The organism is Mycobacterium asiaticum (assembly GCF_001673365.1).
Taxonomy (GTDB): Bacteria; Actinomycetota; Actinomycetes; order Mycobacteriales; family Mycobacteriaceae; genus Mycobacterium; species Mycobacterium asiaticum_A.
The window spans coordinates 1-26,476 of the sequence record NZ_LZLS01000099.1 but is presented as its reverse complement, the minus strand read 5'-3'; the positions used below and the strand labels follow the sequence as shown (position 1 = coordinate 26,476).

17 protein-coding genes and 2 pseudogenes are annotated in these 26,476 nt (G+C 65.7%); 11 read left to right on the top strand and 8 right to left on the bottom strand.

Annotated features, from left to right (window positions below; translation table 11 throughout):
* Window positions 1–34: 34 nt before the first annotated feature.
* The 8 genes and pseudogenes from A5634_RS11295 (at window position 35) to A5634_RS11260 (ending at window position 10,971) form a co-directional block, all read left to right on the top strand.
* Window positions 35–466, top strand: a complete 432-nt coding sequence (locus A5634_RS11295; protein WP_065144194.1) for a hypothetical protein — start codon at window positions 35–37, stop codon at window positions 464–466.
* Window positions 467–788: 322 nt separating this feature from the next.
* A pseudogene (ripD, locus tag A5634_RS11290) lies at window positions 789–1,454 on the top strand (NlpC/P60 family peptidoglycan-binding protein RipD); the annotation flags it as partial.
* Window positions 1,455–1,769: 315 nt separating this feature from the next.
* Entirely contained in the window at window positions 1,770–3,911 is a 2,142-nt protein-coding gene (locus A5634_RS11285; RefSeq protein WP_065144193.1) for an acyltransferase family protein, read from the top strand.
* 37 nt (window positions 3,912–3,948) lie between these two features.
* A complete protein-coding gene (gene glgX, locus A5634_RS11280; protein WP_065144132.1) occupies window positions 3,949–6,141 on the top strand; it encodes a glycogen debranching protein GlgX in 2,193 nt (730 codons plus the stop codon).
* A gap of 3 nt (window positions 6,142–6,144) precedes the next feature.
* The gene (gene treY / locus A5634_RS11275; protein WP_065144131.1) at window positions 6,145–8,445 is read left to right on the top strand and encodes a malto-oligosyltrehalose synthase; all 2,301 of its coding nucleotides are present in this window, start codon (window positions 6,145–6,147) and stop codon (window positions 8,443–8,445) included.
* Window positions 8,438–10,180, top strand: a complete 1,743-nt coding sequence (gene treZ / locus A5634_RS11270; protein WP_065144130.1) for a malto-oligosyltrehalose trehalohydrolase — start codon at window positions 8,438–8,440, stop codon at window positions 10,178–10,180. Before treY ends, treZ begins: the two co-directional genes overlap by 8 nt.
* A gap of 37 nt (window positions 10,181–10,217) precedes the next feature.
* On the top strand, window positions 10,218–10,646 hold the full coding sequence (locus A5634_RS11265; RefSeq protein ID WP_065144129.1) for a hypothetical protein: 429 nt from the start codon (window positions 10,218–10,220) through the stop codon (window positions 10,644–10,646).
* A gap of 49 nt (window positions 10,647–10,695) precedes the next feature.
* The gene (locus A5634_RS11260; protein WP_065144128.1) at window positions 10,696–10,971 is read left to right on the top strand and encodes a DUF4190 domain-containing protein; all 276 of its coding nucleotides are present in this window, start codon (window positions 10,696–10,698) and stop codon (window positions 10,969–10,971) included.
* Window position 10,972: 1 nt separating this feature from the next.
* Here A5634_RS11260 and A5634_RS11255 read toward each other — a convergent pair whose 3' ends face one another.
* Complete coding sequence (locus A5634_RS11255) at window positions 10,973–12,301, bottom strand: aminotransferase class I/II-fold pyridoxal phosphate-dependent enzyme (RefSeq protein ID WP_065144127.1); 1,329 nt, start codon at window positions 12,299–12,301, stop codon at window positions 10,973–10,975.
* Between the two features lie 40 nt (window positions 12,302–12,341).
* On the opposite strand from A5634_RS11255, the gene A5634_RS11250 reads away from it, so the two are divergent.
* Complete coding sequence (locus tag A5634_RS11250) at window positions 12,342–12,980, top strand: pyridoxamine 5'-phosphate oxidase family protein (protein WP_065144126.1); 639 nt, start codon at window positions 12,342–12,344, stop codon at window positions 12,978–12,980.
* Window positions 12,981–13,140: 160 nt separating this feature from the next.
* Here A5634_RS11250 and A5634_RS11245 read toward each other — a convergent pair whose 3' ends face one another.
* The 3 genes from A5634_RS11245 to A5634_RS11235 all read right to left on the bottom strand — a co-directional run bounded on the left by A5634_RS11245 (window position 13,141) and on the right by A5634_RS11235 (window position 16,653).
* Window positions 13,141–14,628: an HNH endonuclease signature motif containing protein gene (locus tag A5634_RS11245; protein ID WP_065144192.1), complete on the bottom strand. Its 1,488-nt coding sequence runs from the start codon at window positions 14,626–14,628 to the stop codon at window positions 13,141–13,143.
* A gap of 260 nt (window positions 14,629–14,888) precedes the next feature.
* Window positions 14,889–16,181: a threonine ammonia-lyase gene (ilvA, locus tag A5634_RS11240; RefSeq protein WP_065144125.1), complete on the bottom strand. Its 1,293-nt coding sequence runs from the start codon at window positions 16,179–16,181 to the stop codon at window positions 14,889–14,891.
* Between the two features lie 34 nt (window positions 16,182–16,215).
* Window positions 16,216–16,653: a nitroreductase family deazaflavin-dependent oxidoreductase gene (locus A5634_RS11235; protein WP_065144124.1), complete on the bottom strand. Its 438-nt coding sequence runs from the start codon at window positions 16,651–16,653 to the stop codon at window positions 16,216–16,218.
* Window positions 16,654–16,734: 81 nt separating this feature from the next.
* Between A5634_RS11235 and A5634_RS11230 the strand changes: the two genes are divergently transcribed.
* Window positions 16,735–16,938: a hypothetical protein gene (locus tag A5634_RS11230; protein WP_065144191.1), complete on the top strand. Its 204-nt coding sequence runs from the start codon at window positions 16,735–16,737 to the stop codon at window positions 16,936–16,938.
* Here the strand turns inward: A5634_RS11230 and A5634_RS11225 are convergent.
* The 4 genes from A5634_RS11225 to A5634_RS11210 all read right to left on the bottom strand — a co-directional run bounded on the left by A5634_RS11225 (window position 16,916) and on the right by A5634_RS11210 (window position 25,186).
* On the bottom strand, window positions 16,916–18,814 hold the full coding sequence (locus A5634_RS11225) for a lysophospholipid acyltransferase (protein WP_065144190.1): 1,899 nt from the start codon (window positions 18,812–18,814) through the stop codon (window positions 16,916–16,918). The two genes, A5634_RS11230 and A5634_RS11225, sit on opposite strands and share 23 nt — an antisense overlap.
* 11 nt (window positions 18,815–18,825) lie before the next feature.
* On the bottom strand, window positions 18,826–20,643 hold the full coding sequence (fadD11, locus tag A5634_RS11220; RefSeq protein WP_065144189.1) for a fatty acid--CoA ligase FadD11: 1,818 nt from the start codon (window positions 20,641–20,643) through the stop codon (window positions 18,826–18,828).
* Between the two features lie 503 nt (window positions 20,644–21,146).
* Window positions 21,147–24,680 (bottom strand): DNA polymerase III subunit alpha, encoded by a 3,534-nt coding sequence (dnaE, locus tag A5634_RS11215; protein WP_065144123.1) that lies wholly within the window; start codon window positions 24,678–24,680, stop codon window positions 21,147–21,149.
* A 68-nt stretch (window positions 24,681–24,748) separates the two neighbouring features.
* Window positions 24,749–25,186 (bottom strand): type II toxin-antitoxin system Rv0910 family toxin, encoded by a 438-nt coding sequence (locus A5634_RS11210; RefSeq protein WP_065144122.1) that lies wholly within the window; start codon window positions 25,184–25,186, stop codon window positions 24,749–24,751.
* 95 nt (window positions 25,187–25,281) lie between these two features.
* On the opposite strand from A5634_RS11210, the pseudogene A5634_RS11205 reads away from it, so the two are divergent.
* Window positions 25,282–26,106: pseudogene (locus A5634_RS11205) on the top strand (serine/threonine-protein kinase); the annotation flags it as partial.
* Between the last annotated feature and the right edge of the window lie 370 nt (window positions 26,107–26,476).

The following is a 26,476-nucleotide window of genomic DNA, read 5'->3' as shown; positions in this document are numbered from 1 at the left end:
GCGGAAAGGCCCGTCATCGGGAAGCATGCATGCCATGGCTGTCCCGGATGAATCCCCGACCGCGGACCGGAACGCCGGTGTGACGCAGGTACCCGAGAGCGACGAACCGCGGATCATCAGGCTGCGACTGGTCCCCTGGGACGTGGTCACCATGCTGGTGCTGCTGGGGCTACTGGTCGTTGCGGTCACCATGACAAGTTGGCCGACGCGATTGTTCGCCTTCACCGAAAATGTCTGCCAGGGCGACGATTGCCCGCTGGTGCCGTTCGGCCTGAACTATTACATCTACCCACTGGTGTGGGGCGGTATCGGCGCGGCCGGTACCGCCGCGTTGGTGGGGCCGTTCGTGTCGCTGCTGAAGGGCTGGCTGATGTCGTTCTGGCCGGTCGTCTCGGTCGGAGTCCTCAGTTTGGCGTCGGTCCTGGGTCGCGCATTGACGGATTTCAGCGCCACCTACGGGCATTAGCCGCACCGTGAACATCACGCGGCGGCATCGTATTTGAGAGCGAAATCACAACTGCCGTCACGGGATTGGCCGTCCCAGTCACCGTCCGGTCACGGTCCGACAAAAAATGTTTCGCGCCCCTGGTGGTCGCTACTCTCTGTTGTCAAAGTGTCTGTAGTGACTGGTGTGAAAACAGAGGACTAACCGCCTAGTTCCAAACTAGGTTTCATCCAGCTGCGCTCGGCCCCGATGTGGCGGCCGATCGTTGCTGCCAGGCAGGCGGGAGGCGCGGGCAACCGCGCCGAGATAGGGGCCTCAGGTCCCAGAAAACGAGGTAACGGATATGAATCGCGTCTACGCCTTCGCGATCGGTCTGGTCATGTTGGTGGCGCCGATGGCGACCGCCACCGCGATCGCCTCCGCGGACCCCTACTCCCGAACCAACGACTACCAGCAGGTGGCCGACACCGTGATCGCACGCGGGCTCGCCCAGCGCGGCGTCCCGTTCTCCTGGGCCGGCGGTGGCGTCACCGGCCCCACCCGCGGCACCGGCACCGGCATCAACACCGTGGGCTTCGACGCTTCGGGTCTGATCCAGTACGCCTACGCCGGCGCCGGGCTCAAGTTGCCGCGATCGTCGGGCCAGATGTACCGGGTCGGCGAGCGGGTCCTTCCCCAGCAGGCACGCAAAGCCGACCTCATCTTCTACGGTCCCGAAGGCACCCAGAGCGTCGCGATGTACCTGGGCAACGGGCAGATGCTCGAGGTTGGCGACGTCGTCCAGGTCTCCCCGGTACGCAGCAACAACATGGCGCCGTACCTGGTCCGCATCCTCGGTACCCAGACGGTCCCGTCGGCGCCCGCTCAAACGGCACCGACGCAGCAGGCCCCGGTTCAGCAGGCGCCGATTCAGCAGCAGCAGGCTCCATTGCAGCAACTGCCGACCCAGCAAGCACCGCAGCAGGCTGCACAAGTGCCGGCTCCGCAGGCTCCGGTGCAACAGGTGCCGGCCCCGCAGGCCCCAGTGCAACAGCTACCCACGCCTCAAGCGCCGGTGCAGCAGGTGCCCGCCCCGCAGGCACCCCTGCAGCAGGTGCCCACACAGCAAGCGCCACTGCAGCAGGTGCCCACCCAGCAGGCACCGTTACAGCAGGTCGTCCCGCAGGCGCCGGCTCCGCTGGTGCCGACACCGACGGCGCCGCTGCAGCTGGTACCGCCCCCCGGCGTGGTCACGACTCCCCGGTAAACCGCACGACCTTTTCTCGACAGGCCGCCACTTGCTCCCCCAGAGCCGGTGGCGGCTTTGGGTAAGTTAGCGGTGACCATGCAGACGCTGACACCGCCGCCAAACCCGCCTGACACCTCGACGTCGGGTGAAATGGGTACGCGGACATCGGGCTTTTACCGCCACGATCTGGACGGCCTGCGGGGCATCGCCATAGCGCTGGTCGCCGTCTTCCACGTCTGGTTCGGCCGGGTGTCCGGCGGCGTCGACGTCTTCCTGGCGCTGTCGGGTTTCTTCTTCGGCGGCAAGATGCTGCGCGCCGCGCTCGGCGAGCGGTTGTCGCCGCCGACCGAACTCTTCCGCCTGGCCCGCCGCTTGCTGCCGGCGCTGGTGGTCGTGCTGGCCGGGTGCGCTCTGCTAACCATCCTGATCCAGCCGCAGACCCGCTGGGAGACGTTCGCCGACCAGAGCCTGGCCAGCCTCGGCTACTACCAGAACTGGGAGTTGGCCAACTCGGCCGCGGACTATCTGCGCGCCGGCGAGTCGGTCAGCCCGTTGCAGCACATCTGGTCCATGTCGGTGCAGGGCCAGTTCTACCTGGCGTTTCTACTCCTGATCGGCGGCTGCGCGTATCTGTTGCGGCCCCTTGGCAAGCACCTGCGGACGGTGTTCGTGGTGCTGCTGAGCGTGCTGACCGTAGCGTCGTTCGGCTACGCGATCATCGCCCACCAGGCCTACCAGCCGACCGCCTACTACAACAGCTTTGCCCGGGGCTGGGAACTGTTGCTCGGCGCGCTGGTCGGTGCGCTGGTGCCCTACATCCGCTGGCCGATGTGGCTGCGCACGGTGGTCGCCACCATCGCCCTGGCGGCGATCCTGTCCTGCGGCGCGCTGATCGACGGCGTCAAGGAGTTCCCCGGTCCGTGGGCATTGGTGCCGGTGGGCGCCGCGATGTTGATGATCATGGCCGGGGCCAACATGGGGGCCGACCCCAGCACCCGCGGCCGGATGCCCCTGCCCAACCGGATGCTGGCGGTGCGGCCGTTGGTGACGCTAGGGGCGATGGCCTACTCGCTGTACCTGTGGCACTGGCCGCTGCTCATCTTCTGGCTCGCCTACACCGGCAACCACCAAACCAACTTCGGGGAGGGTCTGGCCGTTCTGCTGGTGTCTGGTGTGCTGGCTTACCTGACCACCCGGCACGTCGAGGACCCGCTGCGCTATCGCGCCAGCGCTCAACCGGCCACGCCGGCTCCGTGGCGAGAGCGGCTGCGCCGTCCGACCATTGCGCTGGGGTCGGTGGTGGTGCTGCTGGGCGTCACCCTGACGGCGACGTCGTTTAGCTGGCGCGAGCACCTCGTCGCCGAACGTGCCGGCGGCAAGGAACTCAGTGGCCTCAGCGCCAACGACTATCCCGGCGCGCGCGCATTGGTCAACCACGTCCGGGTGCCCAAACTGCGGATGCGGCCCACCGTGCTCGAAGTCAAAGAAGACCTTCCCGCGTCCACCCAGGACGGCTGCATCAGCGACTTCGTCAACCCGGCGGTGGTCAACTGCATCTACGGCGATACCGATGCGCCGCGCACCGTCGCGCTGGCCGGCGGTTCGCACGCCGAACACTGGCTGCCCGCACTCGACCTGCTCGGCCGGATCCACAACTTCAAAGTGGTGACGTATCTGAAGATGGGCTGCGCGCTGTCCACCGAACAAGTCCCGCTGATCATGGGTAACAACGCCCCCTACCCGCAGTGTCGGGAATGGGTGGAGACCACGATGGCCAAACTCGTCACCGACCGTCCCGACTACGTGTTCACCACCTCGACGCGGCCGTGGAATATCAGGCCGGGCGACGTGATGCCCGCAACCTATATCGGGATCTGGCAAACGTTGTCCGACAACAACATTCCGATCCTGGCGGTCCGCGACACCCCGTGGCTGGTCAAGGACGGCCAACCCTACAATCCCGCCGACTGCCTGGCCAAGGCGAAAGACGCCAACTCCTGTGGCATCAAGCGCTCAGAACTGTTGTCCGATCACAATGGCACGCTGGACTTCGTGGCGCAGTTCCCGCTGCTGAAGCCACTCGACCTGTCCGACGCGATATGCCGGCCCGAGTTCTGCCGTGCGGTCGAGGGAAACGTGCTGATCTACCGGGATCCCCACCACCTCACCCCGACCTACATGCGCACACTGGCCCCCGAACTGGGACGGCAGATCGCGGCGGTCACCGGTTGGTGGTGACACGACCCGTCGCCCCGGACCCGGTTAAGGTCTAGTGATGGCTTGGACCGAGCGCGGGACCGAGAGTGCATATGACGGCGCCGACACCTCACCCGCACTTGCGACGGTATGGCCCGGAACACCATTTCCCCTCGGAGCCACGTATGACGGTGCCGGCACGAACTTTTCGTTGTTCTCCGAGGTCGCGGATCGGGTCGAGCTGTGCTTGATCGCCCGCGACGGCACCGAAACGCGGATCAATCTTGACGAGGTCGACGGCTATCTTTGGCACTGCTACCTGCCTAACGTCACGCCCGGGCAACGCTATGGATTTCGGGTGCACGGTCCGTTCGATCCGGCGGCCGGGCACCGCTGCGATCCGAGCAAGCTGCTACTGGATCCATACGGGAAATCATTTGTCGGCGACTTCGATTTCGGTCAGGCGTTGTACTCCTATGACCTGAGCGTCGCCGCGGTGGGCCCGTCGGAGACCGGAACTCCCCCGATGGTCGACTCGCTGGGCCACACCATGACCAGCGTGGTCATCAACCCGTTCTTCGACTGGGCCTCAGACCGGGCGCCCTGCACGCCTTATCACGAGACCATCATCTACGAGGCCCACGTCAAGGGCATGACCCAGAGCCATCCCGGGATCCCGCACGAATTGCGCGGCACCTACGCCGGACTGGCGCACCCGGTGATCATCGATCATCTGAAGTCGCTGAATGTCACCGCCATCGAACTGATGCCTGTGCACCAGTTCATGCACGACCACCGACTGCTGGATCTGGGTCTGCGAAACTACTGGGGCTACAACACATTCGGCTTTCTGGCCCCGCACTATCAGTACGCGGCGACCCGCAAGCCCGGCGGTGCCGTCGCCGAATTCAAGTCGATGGTGCGCACGTTCCACGAAGCCGGCATCGAGGTCATCCTCGACGTCGTCTACAACCACACCGCCGAAGGCAATCATCTGGGGCCGACCATCAACTTTCGCGGCATCGACAACGCCGCCTACTACCGACTCGTCGACGGGGATCTGCGCCACTACAAGGATTTCACCGGCACCGGCAACAGCCTCAACGTGCGCCACCCGCACACTTTGCAGTTGATCATGGACTCGCTGCGCTACTGGGTGCTCGAGATGCACGTCGACGGTTTCCGGTTCGATCTGGCCGCCACCCTGGCCCGCGAGTTCTACGATGTCGACCGGCTTTCGGCATTTTTCGACCTGGTGCAACAGGACCCGGTGGTCAGCCAGGTCAAATTGATTGCCGAGCCGTGGGATATCGGTGAGGGCGGCTACCAAGTCGGTAATTTCCCAGGTTTGTGGACCGAATGGAACGGGAAATACCGCGACACTGTGCGCGATTACTGGCGGGGCGAGCCCGCGACCCTGGGCGAGTTCGCTTCGCGGCTGACCGGTTCGTCGGACCTGTACGAGGCGACCGGTCGGCGGCCCAGCGCCAGCATCAACTTCGTTACCGCTCATGACGGCTTCACCTTGCGTGATTTGGTGTCCTACAACGAAAAGCACAACCAGGCCAACGGCGAGGACAACAACGACGGCGAGAGCCACAACCGCTCATGGAACTGCGGTGTAGAGGGCCCAACCGAGGACCCGGAGATCACCGAGTTGCGCTGCCGGCAGATGCGCAACTTTTGGGCGACGTTGATGGTCAGCCAGGGCACCCCGATGATCTCTCACGGTGACGAGATCGGCCGCACCCAGTTCGGCAACAACAACGTCTATTGCCAGGATTCCGAACTGTCCTGGATGGACTGGTCGCTACTCGAGGAGTACGCCGACCAGATGGCTTTTGCCCGCAAGGTGACCCGGCTACGCAAGAAGCATCCGGTGTTTCGACGACGCCGATTTTTGAAGGGCCAGCCGGTCCGCAGCGATGCCGAAGTGCACGACATCGCCTGGCTGACCCCGGCCGGTCAGGTGATGACTACGCAGGACTGGGACAACGACTTCGGCAAGAGCATCGCGGTGTTCCTCAACGGCGAGGCGCTGCCCGAACCCAATCGCCGCGGCGAGCGCATCGTGGACGACTCGTTTCTGCTGTGCTTCAACGCCCATGACCAGGAGGTCACCTTCGTCATGCCCACCGGCAACTATGCACAGCAGTGGACCGTGGAACTCGACACCACCAGCCCCACTGGGACCACCGAGCGGGTCGTCGAGGAGGGCGACGAAATCGCGCTGGCCGGTCGCTCCGTCATAATTCTACGTAAGACGTTGTAACACATGGTTTTTCCGGTATCAGCTACTTACCGTCTGCAATTGCGCGGCGCGTCCAGCGGCTTCGCGTTCACGTTTGCCGACGCGGAGAACCTGCTCGACTACCTCGACGATCTTGGGGTATCGCACCTGTATCTGTCCCCCATTCTGTCCGCTGCCAAGGGATCCACCCACGGCTATGACGTCACCGACCCCACCACGGTCTCCGAAGACCTCGGCGGTCCCGACGGTCTGGCCCGGCTCGCGGCGGCGGCGCGCAATCGCGGCATGGGCCTGATCGTCGACGTCGTACCCAATCACGTAGGCATCGACGACCCGCAGCAGAACGCCTGGTGGTGGGATGTCTTGCGGCACGGACCGGATTCACAGTTCGCGTCGTACTTCGATATCGACTGGGCACTGGACGAGTCGGGACGAATCGTGTTGCCGCTGTTGGGTTCCGACGACGACGTCGCGGATTTGAGCGTGGAGCAAGACATGCTGCGGCTGGGTGATTTGGCGCTGCCGGTTGCCCCAGGCACCGGGGACGGCACCGGCCCCGAAGTGCATGAGCGCCAGCACTACCGGCTGGTCGGGTGGCGGCGTGGCGTGGTGGGCTACCGCCGGTTCTTCTCCATTACCTCGCTGGCCGGGCTGCGCCAAGAGGATCGTGCGGTGTTCGACGCCAGCCATGCCGAAGTGGCCCGCTGGGTCCGCGAGGGGTTGGTCGACGGGGTGCGGATCGACCACCCGGACGGATTGGCCGATCCCGCAGGCTATCTGGGGTGGCTGCGCGAACTGCTGGGGCCCGAGGCGTGGATCGTGATAGAGAAGATTTTGGGGGTCGACGAGGCGCTGGAACCCACTTTGCCGGTGGCCGGGACCACGGGTTACGACGTGCTGCGCGAGGTGGGCGGAGTCTTTGTCGACCCGGACGGGGCCGACGCATTGACCGCGTTGGTGGAGTCCACCGGGGTGGACTACGCCGCGATGCCGAAGTTGCTGAAAGAGCTGAAGATTCACGCGGCGACCGACACGCTGGCCAGTGAGTTGGCCCGGTTGCGACGCAGCATCGTCGCGGCCGTCGGCGCCGATGACGCGTTGTTACCAGAGGCAGTGTCCGCCTTACTGACCCACATCGACGTCTACCGCTGCGACTACCGCGGACTGTCCGCGATGCTGCCGGCGGCACTGGCCGAAACCCAGGCCGAGCGACCCGAATTGGGGCCGGCACTGGCTATTTTGGCTGCCGCTGTGTCCGCCAGCGCTGAACCGGCCACCCGACTTCAACAGCTGTGCGGTGCGGTTACCGCCAAGGCGGTCGAAGACTGCCTGTTCTACCGCGATGCCCGCCTGGTGTCGCTCAACGAGGTGGGCGGTGAACCGCACCGCTTCGGTGTCGGTGTCGCCGAGTTCCATCAAAGTGCCGCCACCCGCGCGCGGCTGTGGCCCGCTGCCATGACGACACTGACCACCCACGACACCAAGCGCGGCGAGGATGTGCGCGCCCGGATCGGCGTGCTGTCACAGGTGCCGTCGCTGTGGACGGAGTTTCTGGCTCGCTGGGAAATCCAAGCACCCTCGCCCGACCCCGCGACCGGACAGTTCCTGTGGCAAAACATTTTCGGTGTCTGGCCGATGAGCGGAGCGGTCACCGAGACGCTCCGCGAACGACTGCATTCCTACGCGGAGAAGGCCATTCGGGAGGCGGCTTGGCATACCTCGTGGAACGACCCGGACAGCGAGTTCGAGGACGCCGTGCACCGGTGGCTGGACACCGTGCTGGACGGACCGGTGGCTCACGAACTCACCCAACTCGTCGGTCAGCTACATCCGCACGCCGCCAGTGACGCCCTGGGCCAGAAGCTGCTAGCTCTGACCGTGCCCGGAATCCCAGATGTCTACCAGGGCACCGAACTGTGGGACGACAGCCTGGTCGACCCGGACAACCGCCGCGAGGTCGACTACGCCGCCCGCAGGACCGCGCTAAAAGCGTTGCAACACCCCAAGATTCGTGTCGTCACCACCGCACTACGGCTGCGCCGGGCGCGCCCGGACTGCTTCGAGCACGGCGACTACGCCGCCATATTGGCTGTGGGCCAGGCCAGCGATCACATCGTTGCCTTCCGCCGCGGCCCCGACATCGTGGTTGCGGTCACGCGCTGGACGATGCGGCTGGCCGAAACCGGTTGGGGCGACACGGTACTGCCGCTGCCGGAAGGTTCCTGGACCGACCGGCTGTCCGGCGCCATGTCCAGCGGACCGACGGCTGCCGCTCAGCTCTTCGCCGACCTGCCGGTGGTGCTGCTGGAGCGCGATCATGCCTGAATTTCGGGTCTGGGCGCCGAAACCCGAGGTGGTACGGCTCGACGTCGACGGCACGGTGCACGAGATGACCCGCACCGACGACGGCTGGTGGCACGCAACGGTGGACACCGCACCGGACGCCCGCTACGGCTTCCTGCTCGACGATGCCGACACCGTGCTGCCCGACCCGCGATCACCGCGCCAACCCGACGGCGTGCACGAACGTTCGCAATTGTGGGCGCCAGCCGAGGGGTCCAGGACCGACTGGCCCGGCAAGCCAATCGACGGCGCGGTCATCTACGAGTTGCACATCGGCACCTTCACCGCGGCCGGCACGTTCGACTCAGCCATCGAGAAGCTGGACTACCTGGTCGATCTTGGCGTCGACTTCGTCGAGGTGATGCCCGTCAATTCCTTTGCCGGCACGCATGGTTGGGGCTACGACGGCGTGCTCTGGTACAGCGTGCACGAACCGTACGGCGGCCCGGACGGACTGGTCAGATTCATCGACGCCTGCCACGCCCGCGGCCTGGGGGTACTGATCGACGCGGTGTTCAATCACCTTGGCCCGTCAGGCAATTACCTTCCGCGGTTCGGCCCGTACCTGTCGTCGGCGAGCAACCCGTGGGGCGAAGGCATCAACATCGCCGACGTCGACTCCGACGAGGTGCGCCGCTACATCATCGGGTGCGCGTTGCGCTGGATGCGCGACTTCCATGCCGACGGACTGCGACTGGACGCGGTGCACGCTCTGGTGGACGTCACGGCCGTGCACATTCTCGAGGAACTGGCGACCGAAACCGACTATCTGTCAAGGCAGGTGGGTCGTCCACTGGCGCTGATCGCCGAAAGCGATCTCAACGACCCGCGGCTGATCACCGCGCGTCACCGGGGCGGCTACGGCCTCACCGCGCAGTGGGCCGACGATATCCATCACGCTATCCACACCGCGGTATCCGGCGAGCGACAAGGGTATTACGCCGACTTCGGCACGTTGGCGGCGCTGGCACAGACGCTGCGGCACGGGTTCTTTCACGCCGCTACCTACTCGTCGTTCCGGCGGCGACGGCACGGGCGTCCACTGGACATCACCGAACCGACCGGTATCCCGGCCACCAGACTGCTTGCCTATACCTGCACCCACGACCAAGTCGGCAATCGCGCACTCGGCGACCGGCCGTCGCAGAACCTGACCGCCGGCCAGCTGGCGGTCAAGGCCGCCCTGGTGCTCGGATCACCCTATACCGCAATGCTTTTCATGGGCGAAGAATGGGGAGCGACGACGCCGTTCCAGTTCTTCAGTTCCCACCCCGAACCCGAACTGGCGCAGGCTACCCGCGACGGACGCAAAGCGGAATTCGCCGAACATGGCTGGGACGCCGAAGACATCCCCGACCCGCAGGACCCGCAGACATTTGAGCGCTCCAAACTGAACTGGGACGAGCCGGCCTCAGGCGAGCACGCCCGACTGCTCGAGCTGTATCGCAGCTTGATCGCGTTGCGGCACAACGAGCCTGATCTGGCTGATCCCTGGCTGGACCGTTTGGTGGTCGACTACGACGAAGACCAGCGCTGGATTGTGCTGCGGCGCAACCGGTTGGCGATCGCCTGCAACCTCGGCACCGAACCGGTGAACGTGCCGGTGGTTGGTGACCTAGTGCTGGCCTGGGCCGAACCCGACGTCGGTGCGGAGACGACCCGGCTTCCCGGCCATTCCTTCGCGATATTGCGCGAGCAGTCGCCTGTGCGTAACTGACTACCGGGGCGGGCGGGAATCACCCATCATTCGCGGCATGACCAACTACGACCTGCCCATCCCACCCATGGAGTCCGCAACAGAGCCGGTGCATTCGGCGGCCGATCTTCGGCAACGTTGGCGAGCCCTGATGGGGCCGTTGGGGTTCGGCGAAAGGCTGCTGTGGCTGAGCTTTATGGGACCGGACCGTCGGCTGATCAAAGCTCTGAGCCAGGTCCCGATCGGTCCGCGGCCGCAGTCACGGACCCTGAAGAACCTCATGTCGTCGCTACGTTCGGTGCTCGATGGCATGGCTCCCGGAACCACGGTCGCGATGCTGCTGACAGGTCCGGGCCACGGCCCGGTCTCCCCCGCCGACCGGGTCTGGTCGAAGTCGCTGACCGAGATGGCACGTCAGTTCGTCGTCCCGATCGAACCGATTTTCCGCGCCAACGACGAGTCATTGCTGCAGGTCGCACCGACCTGAGCAGGATCTGACAAGGATCCTTCAAGCGGCGTGCCCGAGGCTTTGGGGCATGACGACGATCAGCCCGGCACTGGCCTTCCCCGTTTTCGCACCGCAGCGACGCAAGATCAGCGGCCTCGCCACGTTGAGCTTGACCTTCGGCATCCTGCAGTTCCTGCTGCCCTTCATCCCCACCTCGTTGGCCACTATCCCGCTTGGCATCAACGCGCTGCACCAAAGCGACGCGGACAGCCGGGAAAGCCGCGCCGTCGCGCTCGCCGGCCTGACGTTCTCCGTGGCGCACTTCGTTGTCTACGTCGCGCTGTTCGTCTGGTTGCTGGCCTAACTCACACGCTGGAAGGTCCGGCACTGTGAACAGCCTCGGCGATGGCGTCGGCCAACGGCTCGATCTCGTCGTCCTTCAAGTCGGCGATGGTGATGCGCATGCCCGGTGGTGTGTCCATTCGAAACCGCGTTCCGGGCGCCGCCGCCCACCCCGAGTTGAGTAGTCGGGTGATGGCGACCGTCTCGTCTGGCACGGGAATCCAGACGTTGAGCCCCGACCGCCCGTGCGCGGTGACGTCGCGCTCGGCCAAGGCACTACGCAAGGCGTTACGGTTCTTGGCGTACTGCTCCCTGGCCGCATGGATCAGTTCCGTGGCCGCATCATTCGACCACATCCGCACGGCGAGATCCTGCAGCAGGCGGCTCACCCAGCCCGGCCCGAGCCGCAACCGACCGTGCACTCGCTCGATGGTGCGACGATCTCCGGCAACTACCGCCAACCGCAGGTCCGGTCCGTACGCCTTGGACACCGAGCGGACGAAAGCCCACCTGCGGGTCGCGCCGGCCAGCGGGTGCAACGGCGCACCGGAGATTCTCGCGCAGTGGTCGTCCTCGATGACCAACACGTCGGTGGTCTTACCCGCCAACAAGCTGCGCAATGCCTTGGCACGCTCCTTGGAAAGCGCTGCGCCCGTTGGGTTCTGCGCGCGGGTGGTGACAATCACGGCGCGCACACCTCGGCGCAGCGCCCGCGCCATGCTCAGAACCAGCGGACCTTCGTCGTCGACCTTGACCGGTTCGGGGGAAAGACCAAGCGCCGCAACGAGATCGAGCAAATTGGCCCAGCCTGGATCCTCGACCGCGACCCGGTCACCGGGGCGCAGGTGGGCGGCCAACACCCGCTCGATGCCGTCGAGCGCACCACTGGTCACCGCCAGGTGCTCGGCTGGGACGCCATCACCACGCAGACTTGCGCGGGCATGCTCGGCCAGTTCGGTCGATATCGCCGATTGCCCGTACAACAGCGGCCTGTCGGGATGCGTTGGGTCGAGCTGCACCGAGGCGATCGGCAACAACTGCGGGTCTGGGTTACCGGTCGACAAATCGCGCGCACCTTCCGGGACGGCCAGGCCCAGCAACGACCGCGGCGTAGTTGCCGGCCGGCTTCGGACCCGGGTGCCACGCCTGCCAGCGGTTTCGACGGCACCACGGTCACGCAACAGGCGGTATGCGGCGGCGACGGTGTTGGCGTTGACCCCGAGTTGCGAGGCCACCTCGCGGATTGACGGCAGCGCGTCACCCGGCGCCAACGCGCCCTGAGAGATTCCCTCTTCGATGCTGGCGGCTATGGATTCCGCACCCGTTCCGGTTATGCTGTATCGTACTGGCACGATAGGTATTATGTACTAGGACAATCCTAAAGGCAAGCAAATGAGCAACGAATACCGACCCACCGCGCTCACCACACCGACCCGCTACCGGGAGCGCGCGCGCTATGACCGCGACACCGTCCATCGCATCCTCGACGAGTCGCTGATCTGCCACCTCGGCTACGTCAAAGACGGGCAGCCCGTGGTCCTGCCGACCACCCACACCCGCCTCGGCGAGACGCTGTACGTCCACGGCTCATCCGGCGGCGGGCCGATGCTGGCGGCGAGGTTGTCCGGCTTGCCCATCTGCGTCACCGCGACCCTGATCGACGGCTTGGTGCTGGCTCGTTCGGCGATGCATCACTCGTTGAACTACCGCTCGGTCGTCGTCGTCGGCACCGCACGCATCGTTGACGACCCGCAGGAGAAGGGGCGGGCACTGCTCGCGTTGCTCGACCACATCCGCGACGGCCGCGCCGCCGACTGCCGGCCTCCGAACTCGCGTGAACTCGCCGCGACCGCCGTGCTCGCGCTGGACTTGGTCGAGGTGTCGGCCAAGGTGCGCAGCGGCGGTGTGGCCGATGATCCAGAGGATCTGAACCTGCCGCACTGGGCCGGCGTGGTGCCGCTGACGTTGACGGCCGGAACACCGCAGCCCGACGGCGATCCCGCTACTCCGCTGCCCTCGTACCTGCGGTAGGGGTGGCGAGCCTAAAGCACGCGCGCACGCGGTGGGTCAATCATCGTCCAGCCGTAGTGACGCACTGACCGAGGTGCGGGCGCGATCTGGTGCACACGCTCAAGGGTGTGCCCGGCGAGTGGCGCCTATTCGCCGTGGCGCTTTAAGCGGCTTACCGCCATTAGAAGGGTGGGGGGTCGGCGTCGGGTGGTGGGTCGGCGTCGGTGGAGCCGCCCCACCAGTCAGTGGTGGTGTGGCGGGCGGCCATGCGGGCTTGATGGTTTTGGCGGCGTTCGGTTTTGACGCGCGCGGCGCGGTCTTGGGTGCGGGTGCGGCGGCGTTTGGGCATCATCGCGGTGCGTTGGCCGCAGTAGTCCGGTGCAGGGCCGGTTTCGGGGGTGGGCATGCCGCCCACGGCCTGGCACAGGCTGGGGAACAGTAGTGCGCTGCCGGGGGTGGTGACGTAGGTGTCGCCGTGTGGCGAGGTCAGGATGACGGTGCCGTCGGGCAGTTGTTGGTCGGTAAAGCCCCAGAAGGTTTTGACCAGGTGATGCGTTGGGCAGTAGCACTTGAGGTTGGCGGCGTGCGTGGGTCCGCCCTGGGCGTAGGGGATGGTGTGGTCGGCCTCGCAGGCGTGGGCGGGGATATCGCAGCCGGGCCAGCGGCAGGTCAGGTCGCGGGCGCGCACGTAATCGGCCAGCGCCGCTGAGGGCCGGTATTGGGGCTCGGGGGCACTGAATCCGGGGTGGATCAGCGGCACCTGTTTGGCGGTGAGGGCCAGCTCAGTGAGCAGTTCGGGAGTGATCAGACCTTCGGCGCCGGCCATCACCGCGGGGGTGGTGCCGGTTCCGGCCAGGGTGGCGGCGTCGGCGATGACGTGGATGAGCACGGGTCCGGCGGGTTTGCGTGCGGGCGCGGTGCAGTCCGGGCGTGCGCAGCGACATCCCAGCCGGTCGGCGCCGGCGGCCAGCGCGCCGAGGGCATCGGCGCGGCGTTGGTCGCGGGTGCGCGGATCGTGCGGGCAGACGGTGGCGGCCAGCGTAGACAGCTTGGCGTCCAGGGCGCGCGCATCGGGGCTGGCCAGGGTGCCCTCCACCCGCGAGATCCCCTCGTCGTCTGCGCCGATGTAGACCTCGCGATCCTGGTGGCGTTCGCGGCGGCGCCGCAGTGCATCGACATCGAGGCGGGCCACGATCTTGTCGACCTGGGCGGCCAGCCGGCGCGGGGTCAGGCTGGGCCAGCGGGTCACGTTGGAAGCGATCAACCCATCTACCCGCTTAAGGACCTGCGGGTCCTCGATGTTGTCGGTGCGGTAGACGATGGTGGCAAAGGTCGAAAAGTCGATGTCCCCTGCGCAAAACACCACACCCACCTGCGGCAGCCGCTCGCGCATCGCCCGGGCATAGCGCAGTTTGGACATGGCTAGGCCCTGGCTGATCTTGAGCCCCGCGGCGACTTCGGCGCACACCGCGGCAGTGGCGTCGACCGCCCAGGTCTCGGTGTCGGTCGAGGACTGCCGCAACCGGTAGACAAACAACTCTCCCAGCGCCACCAACTGCGCGGCCGCAGCCTGGTTCTGCACCCGCGCGGCCTCGCGCATGCGCCCCACCCAGCCCGCGGACTCCGGTGTTGTGATGCGCTGGGTCAACACCTCCTCCAGGGACTCCATATCCGGAATCCGCGCGAGAATCCCTCCCTCCAACGCCACGTATTCGAACATACGTTCGATCATATCACGTTGCGCACGCGTTGGATGCGCGTTGAATGTGATGTCTCAGGACATCGGTGAGAGCGGGTGTGTCAGGACCTTGGTGATAGTTCTTGGGTCGATCGAGTCGCCGGCGCTGAAGAAGAGGACCCGCTCGAAGGCTCGTTGTGCGTCAACTTTGTAGGTGATCGAGTCCAGTCGTGCTCTTGCGTCTGCCCGGCCTAAAGCAGCAGGTAGCGGTAAGCCGGGGAACCTGGGTGCAGAGTCTCGGCGTGAATCTCGGTAGCCCGCATCCGCGCCAGCAATCCGTCCAAGTCCGCCGCCGACCCTAGTTGGACCCCGACCAGCGCCTCGCCGGTCTCGCGATTGTTGCGCTTGACGTACTCGAACAAGGTGATGTCGTCGTTAGGGCCGAGCACCGCGTCCAGAAAGCGGCGCAGCGCCCCCGGTTCCTGCGGAAAGTCGACCAGGAAGTAGTGCTTGAGGCCCAGGTGCACCAAGGAGCGCTCCAGCACCTCGCCGTAGCGGGATACGTCGTTGTTTCCACCCGAGATCAGGCACACCACCGTGGAGCCGGGCTCGACTTCCCCCGGCAACGCTTCCAGCAACCCGGCAACGGATAGCGCGCCCGCCGGTTCGGCGATGATGCCCTCGTTCTGATACAGGTCGAGCATCGCGGTGCAGACCGCGCCCTCGTCGACCGCGGTGATGGACACCATGTCGCCGGCAGCCGCCAACGCGGCATAGGGCAGCGCGCCGGCCCGGGCCACCGCGGCGCCGTCGACGAACTGATCGACGTGGTCCAGGGTCACCGGTTCGCCGGCGGCCAGCGCGGCCATCATCGCCGCGGCGCCGGCCGGTTCGATCCCCAGCACCGAGGTATTCGTGGTCCGCTCGGCCAGGTAGCTGGTGATGCCGGCGATGCAGCCGCCCCCGCCGACGGGCACCACCACCAGGTTGGGTTCAGCGTCCAGAGCCTCCAGGATTTCGACTGCGATGGTGCCCTGGCCAGCCATGGTGCGCAGGTCGTCGTACGGCGGCACCAAAGTGGCTCCGGTACGTTCGACATCGTCGCGGGCGGCCGCCGCGGCCAAGTCGTAGGTGGACCCGCCGACGATCAACTCGATGTAGTCCCCGCCGTGGTAGCGGATGCGATCACGCTTCTGCTTGGGCGTCTTGGCCGGCACATAGACGCGGCCCCGCACGCCCAGCGAGCGGCAGGCGAACGCGAACCCCTGCGCGTGGTTGCCCGCCGAAGAGCAGACGACACCGGCAGCCAACTCCTCGTCGGAGAGCTGAACCAGCAGGTTGTAGGCGCCGCGAAGCTTGTAGGAACGCACGACCTGCAGGTCTTCGCGCTTGAGGTAGACCTCCGCGCCGGTGATCGCCGACAACCGGTCGCTGTACTGCAGTGGCGTGGGCGTGACCACCGGAGCAATTCGCTTGGCCGCCCCGTCGATGTCAGCCGCGGACAGCGGCAGGTCACGGGGGTTCTGGCTCAGTTCGGCGGACACCGATCAATGGTGCCATGCCAGCCCGGTGGGCGGATCAGCTCACCGGTGTCAGGACGAAGACCGGAATCTGACGGTCGGTCTTGGTCTGATAGTCCGCGTAATCGGGCCAAGCCTGCACGGCCCGCTCCCACCAGGTGGCTTTTTCGTCACCGAACACCTCGCGTGCGTCGTAGTCGCGGGTCACGGCGCCGTCCTGCAACTCGACTCGAGGATTCTTGACGATGTTGTAGTACCAGACCGGGTTTTTCGGTGCCCCGCCCAACGAGGCGACGACGGCGTATTGGCCGTCGTGCTCGACGCGCATCAGCGGGGTTCGGCGGATCTTGCCGGTTTTGGCGCCCACCGTGCTCAGCACGATAATGGGCTTTCCTTTCATGTCCGCGGCATCGGCGCCACCGGATTCCACGTACTTGTCGGCTTGCTCACGGGCCCAATCCCACGGGCTGGGTGCGTATTCACCTTCTAACGGCATGTCAACCACTGTATGCCGCAGCATAACCGCATCGAATGTTTCGATTACCCGTAAATTCAAGTGCTGGGTTTGCTGAATCCTATGTCCCAGCCCGTCATCAACAGCACCGATGTGCTCGTCGCAGGTGTTCCATGGCCGCGGTACAAGCTGTTCGCGCTGATCGTCGGTGTGGCCGCGTTGGTGCTCATTGGCGCGCTGACGGGCAGCGCCGCTACGGCTGTCCTGGGTGCCACCGCGGTGGCGGTAACCGTCGGCCTGGTTCTCAAGGCGTTGCAGCGCGGGTGACCTGACGGGCAGCCGCCGTGCGGGCCAGCTCCGCGATGCAGTTGACGCGTCGGGTGGCGGTCGCGATCTCGTCGGCGAACTCCTGACGTCGCTTGGCAATGTCCGCCTGCTCCGGGCTGTCGACCAGTTCGCGATGCCGGGCCAGCCGGAGCGCTGTCTTGAACAGCTCCATCGAACGCGACTCCGCGTTGGCGATCCTGCGCTGCAGTTCCCACTGCTTGCCCACTTGGAGACACTCGTTGAGGAACAGTTCCTCGTCCAGCGACTCGTCTTGGAGGGCGGCCAGCCGATCGGCAACAAGGTGGTAGGCGTCGAGGAAGGGACGCAACACCAGATGCGCCAGCAGCAGATCGGCTGACTCGAGTAGCTCCCGTACCTCGGTGGCGCTGACCGCCTTGGTGATGTCTTCCACCGGACCGATCAGGCGCACCTCGTCGGCCAGTTCCATCTCGAACTGTGCGCGGGCGGAGAACAGAAACTCGAACTTCAGCAGCTCACGCAAGCTGAGCGCCTCGTCACGTACGGCGGCCGGCGACACTGTCCCATCGGCCGCGTTTTCTGATGCCGCCAACAACGCCATCTCGGCGATGGCCCGGTCGACCATGATGTGGATGGCGGTGTTGCGGTAGAACGCTGCAACAAGGTGTTGGTCGGCACCGATTCCCCACACCGCTTCGGTGCCGGCGTCGTAGACGCTCACCACACCGGAGTCGACCATCTGGTGCAGGGTCCAGCGGATCGTCGACTTGTTTGTCAGGTCGGCGGCTCCGGCCACCGCCCAGTTGCGGGCAGCGATGTAACTGGCCAGTGGGCGCACGGTCGCCAGCACCTCGCTGATGGACAGCGAGCGGTCGGCACCCAGCAGCGCCAGACTCACCACCGCGGTCGGCGTAACCGGCGTGGCGCGGTTGATCCGGTGCTCGACGTCCAACGCGATGCGTTCCACAACGGTCTCGGTGCCCGACGGGTCCGCGCGCAATTCCTCAAGACGCTTACGCAACGGCAGCGGCTCGCCGAAGTCGAGGTAGGCGCGGCCCAGTCGTTCACCTTGTTGGCGGGACAGTCGTACCAGGAACCGGAAGTCCTCCGGCCGCTTCGTCGCCCCGTACGCCTCGGTGGTCATCGCCTCCACTTCGTGCAGCTGGTCATAAACAATCGACGTCGGCACCAAATAGACTTCGGGACCGTCGATCTCGTCGACCGCGTCGGTGAGGTAACGCAGAATTCCGAATACCGGCGGCCGGAGTTTGCCGGTGCGGGTGCGGCCGCCCTCGATCGACCAGGTCAAGTTCGCGTGGTTCTGCACCAGTTGCGCGGTGTAGGCGCGCAGCACGAACCGGTAGATCGGGATGTCTTTGGTCTGGCGACGGATGAAAATGGTTCCGGTGCGCTTGGCCAGACCACCCATCGGGAAGAAGTTCAGGTTGGCCCCGCCGAACGTGTACGCCGCCGACAGCCGGTTGGCAGCGATTTCCTCTGGTAGCAGCATGCCGTCCAGGTAGGACCGGTGCGAGAACGCGAAAGCGAGCGTCGCCTTGCGGTCCAGGGCGCGCAGCTGGGCGATCTGGTCCTCGTCGACCAGCACGTCGTAGGCCCGCATCAGCCACCGGCTGAACCCGCGCCACGCCTGCACCGCGCGCTCGTCCAGCGATGCCGCCACCTCACGTAGGTAACCGGCGGCCTCCACCCGCACACTTTCGGGATCCCGGCCGAGTTCACCGGCCAGCGCCTCCAGTCGTTCACCGAACCAGTCGGCATCCAGCAGCTGGGTGACCGCCTCTGGGTCGGTCGCCAACGCGGTCGTGGCTTCCTCGACAATTCCGGTGCGCTGCAGTAGCTTTCGTAAACCGCTGCTGCCGACCTCTCGTGCAGTCACCGTCACCCCCGTCAGGCTGGTTGGGCCGCCGGCGCGGCGGCGGGTTCATGGACGTCGGATCCCGGCTCGCTGGCGTACAGCTCCTCGATCTCCGCGCGGTACTTGGCGTGGATCGGTTTGCGCTTGAGCTTCATCGTCAGCGTGATCTCGTCGCCGCCGGGCTCCCACAGGGAGGGCAGGATACGGAACCGCTTGATCTGCTCGACCCGCGACAGCTTGTCGTTTCCCGCAGCGACGCCCGCGGCGATCTGGGCGATTACTTCCGGGTCGGACGCGAGGGCTTCCGGTGAGGGGTCCAGGCCCCGCTGGGCGGCGTACGGGCCCACCGAGTCGGCGTCGAACACCAGCAGCGCGGTGTTGTATGGCCGCCCGTCGCCGATGGCGATCATCACGCCTACCACCGGGCAAGCCGCCACGATGGTGTTCTCAATGTTGGCCGGCGACATGTTCTTTCCGCCCGCGTTGATGATCAACTCCTTTTTGCGGTCCACCACCCGCAGATACCCGTCGTCGTCGATCTCAAGGATGTCGCCGGTGTGCAGCCAGCCATCGGCGTCGATCGCCTCGGCGGTCTTGGCCGGTTCCTTGCGGTAGCCCTTCATCACCAGTGGCCCACGGACCAGGTACTCGCCGTCGTCGGCGATCTTTCCTTCCAGGCCGGGCAGCAATTTGCCGACTGTGCCCAGCCGCGCATCCCGCGGATGGCTCACCGTGGCGGCGCAGCTGAGCTCGGACATCCCCCACAATTCGGCGATCGGTATGCCGATGCCGGTGAAGAATGCCAGGGTTTCCTTCGGTATCGGGGCCGCTCCGGAGACCGCCCAGCGCAGTTCACCGAAGCCGAGCTTCTCGCGCAGCTTCGAGAGCACCAGTTCGTCGGCCTTGTCCCATTCGGCGGCGAGCTCACCCGACATCGACTCACCGGCGAGCAACGCCTTGGCGCGCTGGTCGGCCACCGACATCGCCCACTGCAACGCCGCCCGCTTCATCTCGTCCGGTTCGTTGGCGACGGTGAATTCGATTCCGGCCTTGAGCTTTTCCCATACCCGCGGCACCGCGCCCCAGACGGTCGGCCGCACGTCAGGCAGCGCACCGACGATCGCCCTCGGATCGGAGACCGTCGTGATCTGCGTGCCGAACATCTCCTGGCTGTACAGGCAGCACATCCGGTCGGCGATGTGCGCCGTGGGCAAAAACGACGTGCCGCGGTCGCCGAACTCCACGCCCAAGACGTCGTCCAGACCGTGCCCCTCGAATAGCAGGTTGGCGTGGGTCATCTCCACGCCCTTGGGATTGCCGGTAGTGCCGGAGGTGTAGATCAGGGTGACGATGTCGTCGGGTTGCACTGCGCGCCAAGTCGATTCGAAATCGAAGTTGGCAGGTGCGGCCGCGTAGAGGTCATCGACCGACAAGGTACCCTCGGGCCGACCGTCGATGCAGACGATGTGCTCGAGCGGTGCGCCGCTGGCGCGGATCCGGTCCACGTACTGTTCCTCGCACATCACCACTTTGGTGCCGGCGTTGTCGAAGACGTAGGTCAGTTGCTCGGCAGGCAGGGTGTTGTACACCGAAAACGACGTGGCGCCAACGTGTTGCGCGCCCACCTCGAGTGGGTAGAACTCCACCCGATTGGTCATCATCAGCGATACGGTGTCACCGCGCTTGACCCCAAGACCGGCCAGGCCGGCTGCCACCTTGCGGACCTGGTCGGCGTATTCGCGCCAGGTGAGGGTCTGGGCGTCGCCCGGTGTTCGCAGCGCCACCGCGTCCGGATCGATGGAAGCGGTGCGCTGAAATGCTTCGCACAGGGTGGTTGGGGGCGCGGTCATAACGCTGAGCGTACGTCCGCGCGCCAGCGAATAGTGGACGACCGCGGATTGCGCCGGTGGCGCCTTTGTTCCGGCGGCGGTCGACGGGCGGCGGCCGACGCGTCCGCGGCGTGTCAATCGGTAGGCGTCTGCGGCATCGCGAACGTCACGCAGGAGTTGCGTTCCGGTGCGAGCGTCACGCTGGCTTGACGTTCGGCGTATCGGTGGCGAGCTTTGCACTCCTACATCCGCAAAGCGCGCCATGCCCTCGAATTCCAAGAGCTGCAGCAACTTTACGATGCCGACTAGGACCAGCAGCGGCGCTAGCCGATCCGAACTGCCACTGCCGTCTCTTGCCTCGGATCGATGTAGCGCTTTTGATGCAGGCAGCACGTGGGTAGCCATTGGTTGGTGACACGACCGTCCGCTGCGGACGTTAGACGCGGGCCTCGACCTCTCTTGGATTTCCCTGCCCAGCCTGCGCCTCTGATGCGAAGCTGGCTTCACACTCGGCGAAACGAGGCCTAGCTGCCCAGACACCCCGGACCGAGCAGTTCCTTCAGGTCGCCCATCAGCGCCGGCGACGGCGTCACCCGCAGCGACTGGTCCAGCTCCAAGGTCGTGATCCGGTCGCCGCTGATGAGCCGCAGATGCACCTGGGAGGTTCCGGGGTGACGGACGAGTACCTGCTTGAGCGCAGTGACCTTGTCGATCGTGCATTGGCGGGTAGGCAGGCTGACCGCAAGCGGCCGATTCGGCTGGGCGTTAGAAAAGTCGGGCACCACAAGCTCATTGGCGATCAGGCTGATGCGGTCGTCGCGGATCGCGACCTTGGCATTGACCAGCACCACCGCGTCGTCGGCGATCTCGCCGCCGAAGGTGGAGTAGGTGTGTGGGAAGAACATCACCTCGATGCCGCCGGTGAGATCTTCCAATTGAGCCGACGCCCAAGGCATTCCGTTCTTGTTGACCCGCCGGTTGACCGACGCCAGGATGCCGCCGACCCGCACCTGGGCGTCGTTGGCGACGTCCCCGTCCAGGATCGCCGGTATCGCGGTGTCGACCTGGGTGGCCAGCAGGTGGGCCACCCCGTTCAGCGGGTGCCCGGACACATACAGGCCCAGCATCTCCCGTTCCAGGGCGAGCTTGTGTTTGTCCTCCCACTCGTCCTCGGGCACCTTGATGGTGAACACCGCGTCGGCACCCGAATCGCTCCCGCCGAACAGGTCGAACTGCCCCATCGCCTCGGCCTTCTTGGTGCCCAGCACCGAGTCGACGGCGTCGGTGTGCACCAGGAACAGCCCTTTGCGCGGGTGGCCGAGCGAGTCGAACGCGCCGGCCTTGACCAATGACTCGGTGACCTTCTTATTGCACGCCGAGATGTCGATCTTGTTCAGATAGTCCGAGAAGTCGGTGAACTTGCCCTTCTCGCTGCGGGTCTTGATCAGCGACCCCACCACATTGGCCCCGACATTGCGCACCGCGCCCAACCCGAAGCGGATGTCGGGTCCGACGGAGGCGAAGTTCACCAGCGACTCGTTGACGTCGGGCGGCAGCACGGTAATGCCGAGCTTGCGGCAGTCGGCCAGATAGACCGCGGCCTTGTCCTTGTCGTCTCCGACGGAGGTGAGCAGTCCGGCCATGTACTCGGCGGGATAGTTGGCCTTCAGGTAGGCCGTCCAGTAGGACACCAAGCCGTATCCGGCGGCGTGCGACTTGTTGAACGCATAGCCGGCGAACGGAAGAATGGTGTCCCACAACGCTTTAACCGCTTTTTCGGAGAAGCCGTTGGCGGTCATGCCCTCGTAGAAGCCTTTGTACTCGGCCTCTAGCACCTCGAGCTTCTTCTTACCCATCGCCTTGCGCAGCGCATCGGCCTTGCCCATCGTGTAGGAGGCGACCTTCTGGGCGATGAACATGATCTGCTCTTGGTAGACGATCAGCCCGTAGGTCTCGGCGAGGATCTCGCGCAGCGGTTCCTCAAGTTCCGGGTGGATCGGCTTGACCGCTTGGCGACCGTTCTTGCGGTCGGCGTAGTCGTTGTGCGCGTTCATGCCCATCGGGCCGGGCCGGTACAGGGCCAGCACGGCGACGATGTCGTTGAATTCGGTGGGCTGCATGCGACGCAGCAGATCGCGCATCGGGCCGCCGTCGAGCTGGAACACGCCCAAAGTGTCGCCGCGGCCGAGCAACTGGTAAGTGGCTTCGTCGTCGAGCGGAACCGATTCCAGGTCGAGGTCAATTCCCTTGTTAGCCTTGATGTTTTCCAGCGCATCGCCGATGATCGTCAGGTTGCGCAGACCCAGGAAGTCCATCTTCAGCAGGCCGATGGCCTCGCAGGACGGGTAGTCCCAGCCGGTGATGATGGCGCCGTCCTGCGGGCGCTTCCACAGCGGGATGGCCTCGGTCAGCGGCTCGCTGCTCATAATCACCGCGCAGGCGTGCACGCCGGCGTTGCGAATCAGGCCCTCCAGACCCCGCGCCGTCTGGTAGATGGTGCGCACGTCGGGGTCGGTTTCGATGAGGCCGCGGACCTCGGCCGCTTCCTTGAACCGTTCGTGCGCCGGATCGGTGATACCCGACAGCGGGATGTCCTTGGCCATGATCGGCGGCGGCAGCGCTTTGGTGATCCGGTCGGCGATCGCAAACCCGGGCTGTCCGTAGTGGATCCGGGCCGAATCCTTCAGCGCCGCTTTGGTCTTGATGGTGCCGAAGGTGATGACCTGCGCGACGCGGTCGGAGCCCCACTTGTCGGCGGCGTAGCGCACCATCTCGCCGCGACGACGGTCATCGAAATCGATGTCGATGTCCGGTGCCGACGGACGCTCCGGGTTGAGGAAGCGTTCGAACAGCAGACCGTGCGGGATCGGGTCGATGTTGGTGATGCCCATCGCGTAGGCCACCAGCGATCCGGCCGCCGAGCCGCGCCCCGGCCCCACTCTGATATCGACCGATCGCGCATAGTTGATCAGGTCGGCCACGATCAGGAAGTAGGCCGGAAAGCCCTTGTCGCAGATGACTTTGATCTCGTATTCGGCTCGCGTGATGTAGTCCTGGCCGACACCGGACGGGAAACGCCGCGCCAGCCCGGCCATCACCTCGTGGTGCAACCAGGACGCCTGGTCGTGCCCTTCGGGCACCGGGAAGATCGGCATCCGGTCCCGCGGCGTCCACACGTCGGCATAGGACTGCACCCGCTCGGCAATCAACAGGGTGGAGTCACACGCGCCGGGCACCTGACCGTCCCAGAGCTGGCGCATCTCGGCTGCCGATTTCAGGTAGTAGCCGTCGCCGTCGAATTTGAACCGGTTTGGGTCCGACAGGGTCTTGCCCGTTTGTACGCACAGCAGCGCTTCGTGATTGTGGGCGGCCTCGCGGGTGACGTAGTGGCAGTCGTTGGTGGCCAGCGGCGGGATGTTCAGTTTGCGGCCGATCTCGAGCAGACCCTCACGGACCCGCTGCTCGATCGACAGGCCGTGGTCCATCAGTTCGAGGAAATAGTTCTCGGCCCCGAAGATCTCCCGCCACTTGGCCGCCGACTCCAGCGCCTCACGTTCATGGCCCAGCCGCAGCCTGGTCTGGACTTCCCCGGACGGGCAGCCCGTGGTGGCGATGATGCCTTCGGCGTGTTCGGCGACGAGTTCAGCGTCCATGCGCGACCACTTGCCCAGCTGCCCCTCGAATGAGGCCAGCGACGTCAGCTTGAACAGGTTGCGCAGGCCGGTCGCGGTCTCGGCCACCATCGTCAGGTGGGTGTAGGACCCGCTGCCCGATACGTCGTCGGATTTCTGGCTGGGATCCCCCCAGGTGATGCGCCGGGTGTCAAAGCGCGAACCCGGAGCGATATAGGCCTCGACACCGATGATCGGCTTGACGCCAGCCTTGGTGGCCGAATTGTAGAACTCGCTGGCGCCGAACATGTTTCCGTGGTCGGTCATGCCGATCGCCGGCATCTCCAGCCGCTGCACCTCGGCCAGCATCGGCGAGATCTTCGCGGCACCGTCGAGCATCGAATACTCGGTGTGGTTGTGCAGGTGCACGAAGGAAGACTGGTTCATAGGCACGCCAGTCTATGACCGCCCACTGACACACCACCGGCGTGTCGTGAGTCGTGTCGTGACGTGTTTTAGCCGTACAACTCGACGAACTGGTCGAGCGACTTTTGCACGTCGCCCTTGGCCGCGCGGGCCGCAGCGGACCCGATCGGACCGAAAAAGGCCCGCCCGCCCAGCTCAACGGACAGACCGAGGGTGGCCGCGTCCTGGGCCGGCGTTACGGTCAGCGTGACTTTGTACTTTGCTCCGCCTTTGCCATCCCCCGACATCGCGACCTCGTGCGGCGGGTCCCACTTGGTGATCGTCCAGGTCACCCGGTTACGTAGTCCCTTGGAGCGCGCGACACCCACGATCTGGGTACCTTCGGCGATGTCGTCGACGTCGGGCAGATCGCTGCGCCAGCCCTCGTGCAACACCAGCCAATCGCCCAGCGTCGACAGGTCCGACACGTGATCCCACATGTCTTGCGGGGTCATCGGTACATCCAGGGTCAGGTCAACAGAAGCCATCGGGCGAGCCTAATCGCGTGCGGAGTGCCACCGCGATCCCCGACGCGATTTTCCCCGGTCGCGATACGCTCGGCGACGAAGCGGAGGGAGGTTCGGTGGTCGAGGATCGGGCTGGCTCGCAGTTCGGGCCCTATCGGCTGATCCGACTCCTGGGCAGCGGCGGGTACGGCGAGGTGTACGAGGCCGAGGACACCGACATGCACCGCACGGTCGCGCTGAAGCTGCTCAGCGGCACGTTCTCCCAGGATTCCGTGTTCCGCGAACGGCTGTTCCGCGAGGCCCACACCGCCGGCCGGCTTCGCGAACCACACGTGCTGCCGATTCACAGTTGCGGTGAGATCGACGGGCAGGTCTACATCGACATGCGCCTGGTCCGCGGCGTGGACTTGGAGACGGTACTCAAACGCGACGGGCCGTTGGATCCGGTGCGCGCGGTGAACGTGATCCGCCAGACCGCCGCCGCATTGGATGCCGCGCACGCCGAAACGGTGTTGCACCGCGACGTAAAACCCGCCAACATCCTGCTGTCCGGGGAGGATTTTGTCAGCCTGGTGGATTTCGGGCTGGCCAGCGCAGCGGGCGATGCCCGGCTCACCGGCACCGGCAAGGCTGTTGGAACGTTTGATTACGTTGCGCCGGAACGTCTTTCGATCAATCCAGTGGTGGACCACCGCTGCGACGTCTATGCGTTGGCCTGCGTCCTGTACGAACTTTTGACCGGCTCCCCGCCATATGACGAGCACCGCAATATCTCCGCACTGATGACCGCACACCTGACCGCCCCGATTCCGCGGCCCAGCCAGCAGCGGGCGGGTATTCCGGTTGCATTCGACGAGGTCGTCGCGCGGGGCATGGCCAAGAACCCCGACGAGCGCTACTCGACCGCCGGCGAATTGGCCACCGCCGCCCAACGTGCGCTGGGCCCCGCCGCCACCACCCGCGAGTGGACGACCACCTGGCCACACCCGCCGGCGCGTTGAGCGCGGTGGTGGGCATCAGCTGAGTGGTGCTGGACGAATTGGGCGGCAGCTTGAGCACCTGATTCAGGAATTCGTCCACTACGTAGATGCTGCCGTCTTTGCCCAGCGCCACGGCAATGGGCCGGCTCAGGTGCCCGAACGGCATCAGCGCCGGGCCGCGCGCCCCCGGCGTCCACTTCCACAGCGCGGGTGCATGAGCATCGGCCACATACACATTGCCCGCCGCATCCACCGCCACCCCCTCGGCCCCCAATTCACCGAACGGGAGCTCGATGGGGGTCGTCGCGCCGGGAGGCAACTTCAGGACCCG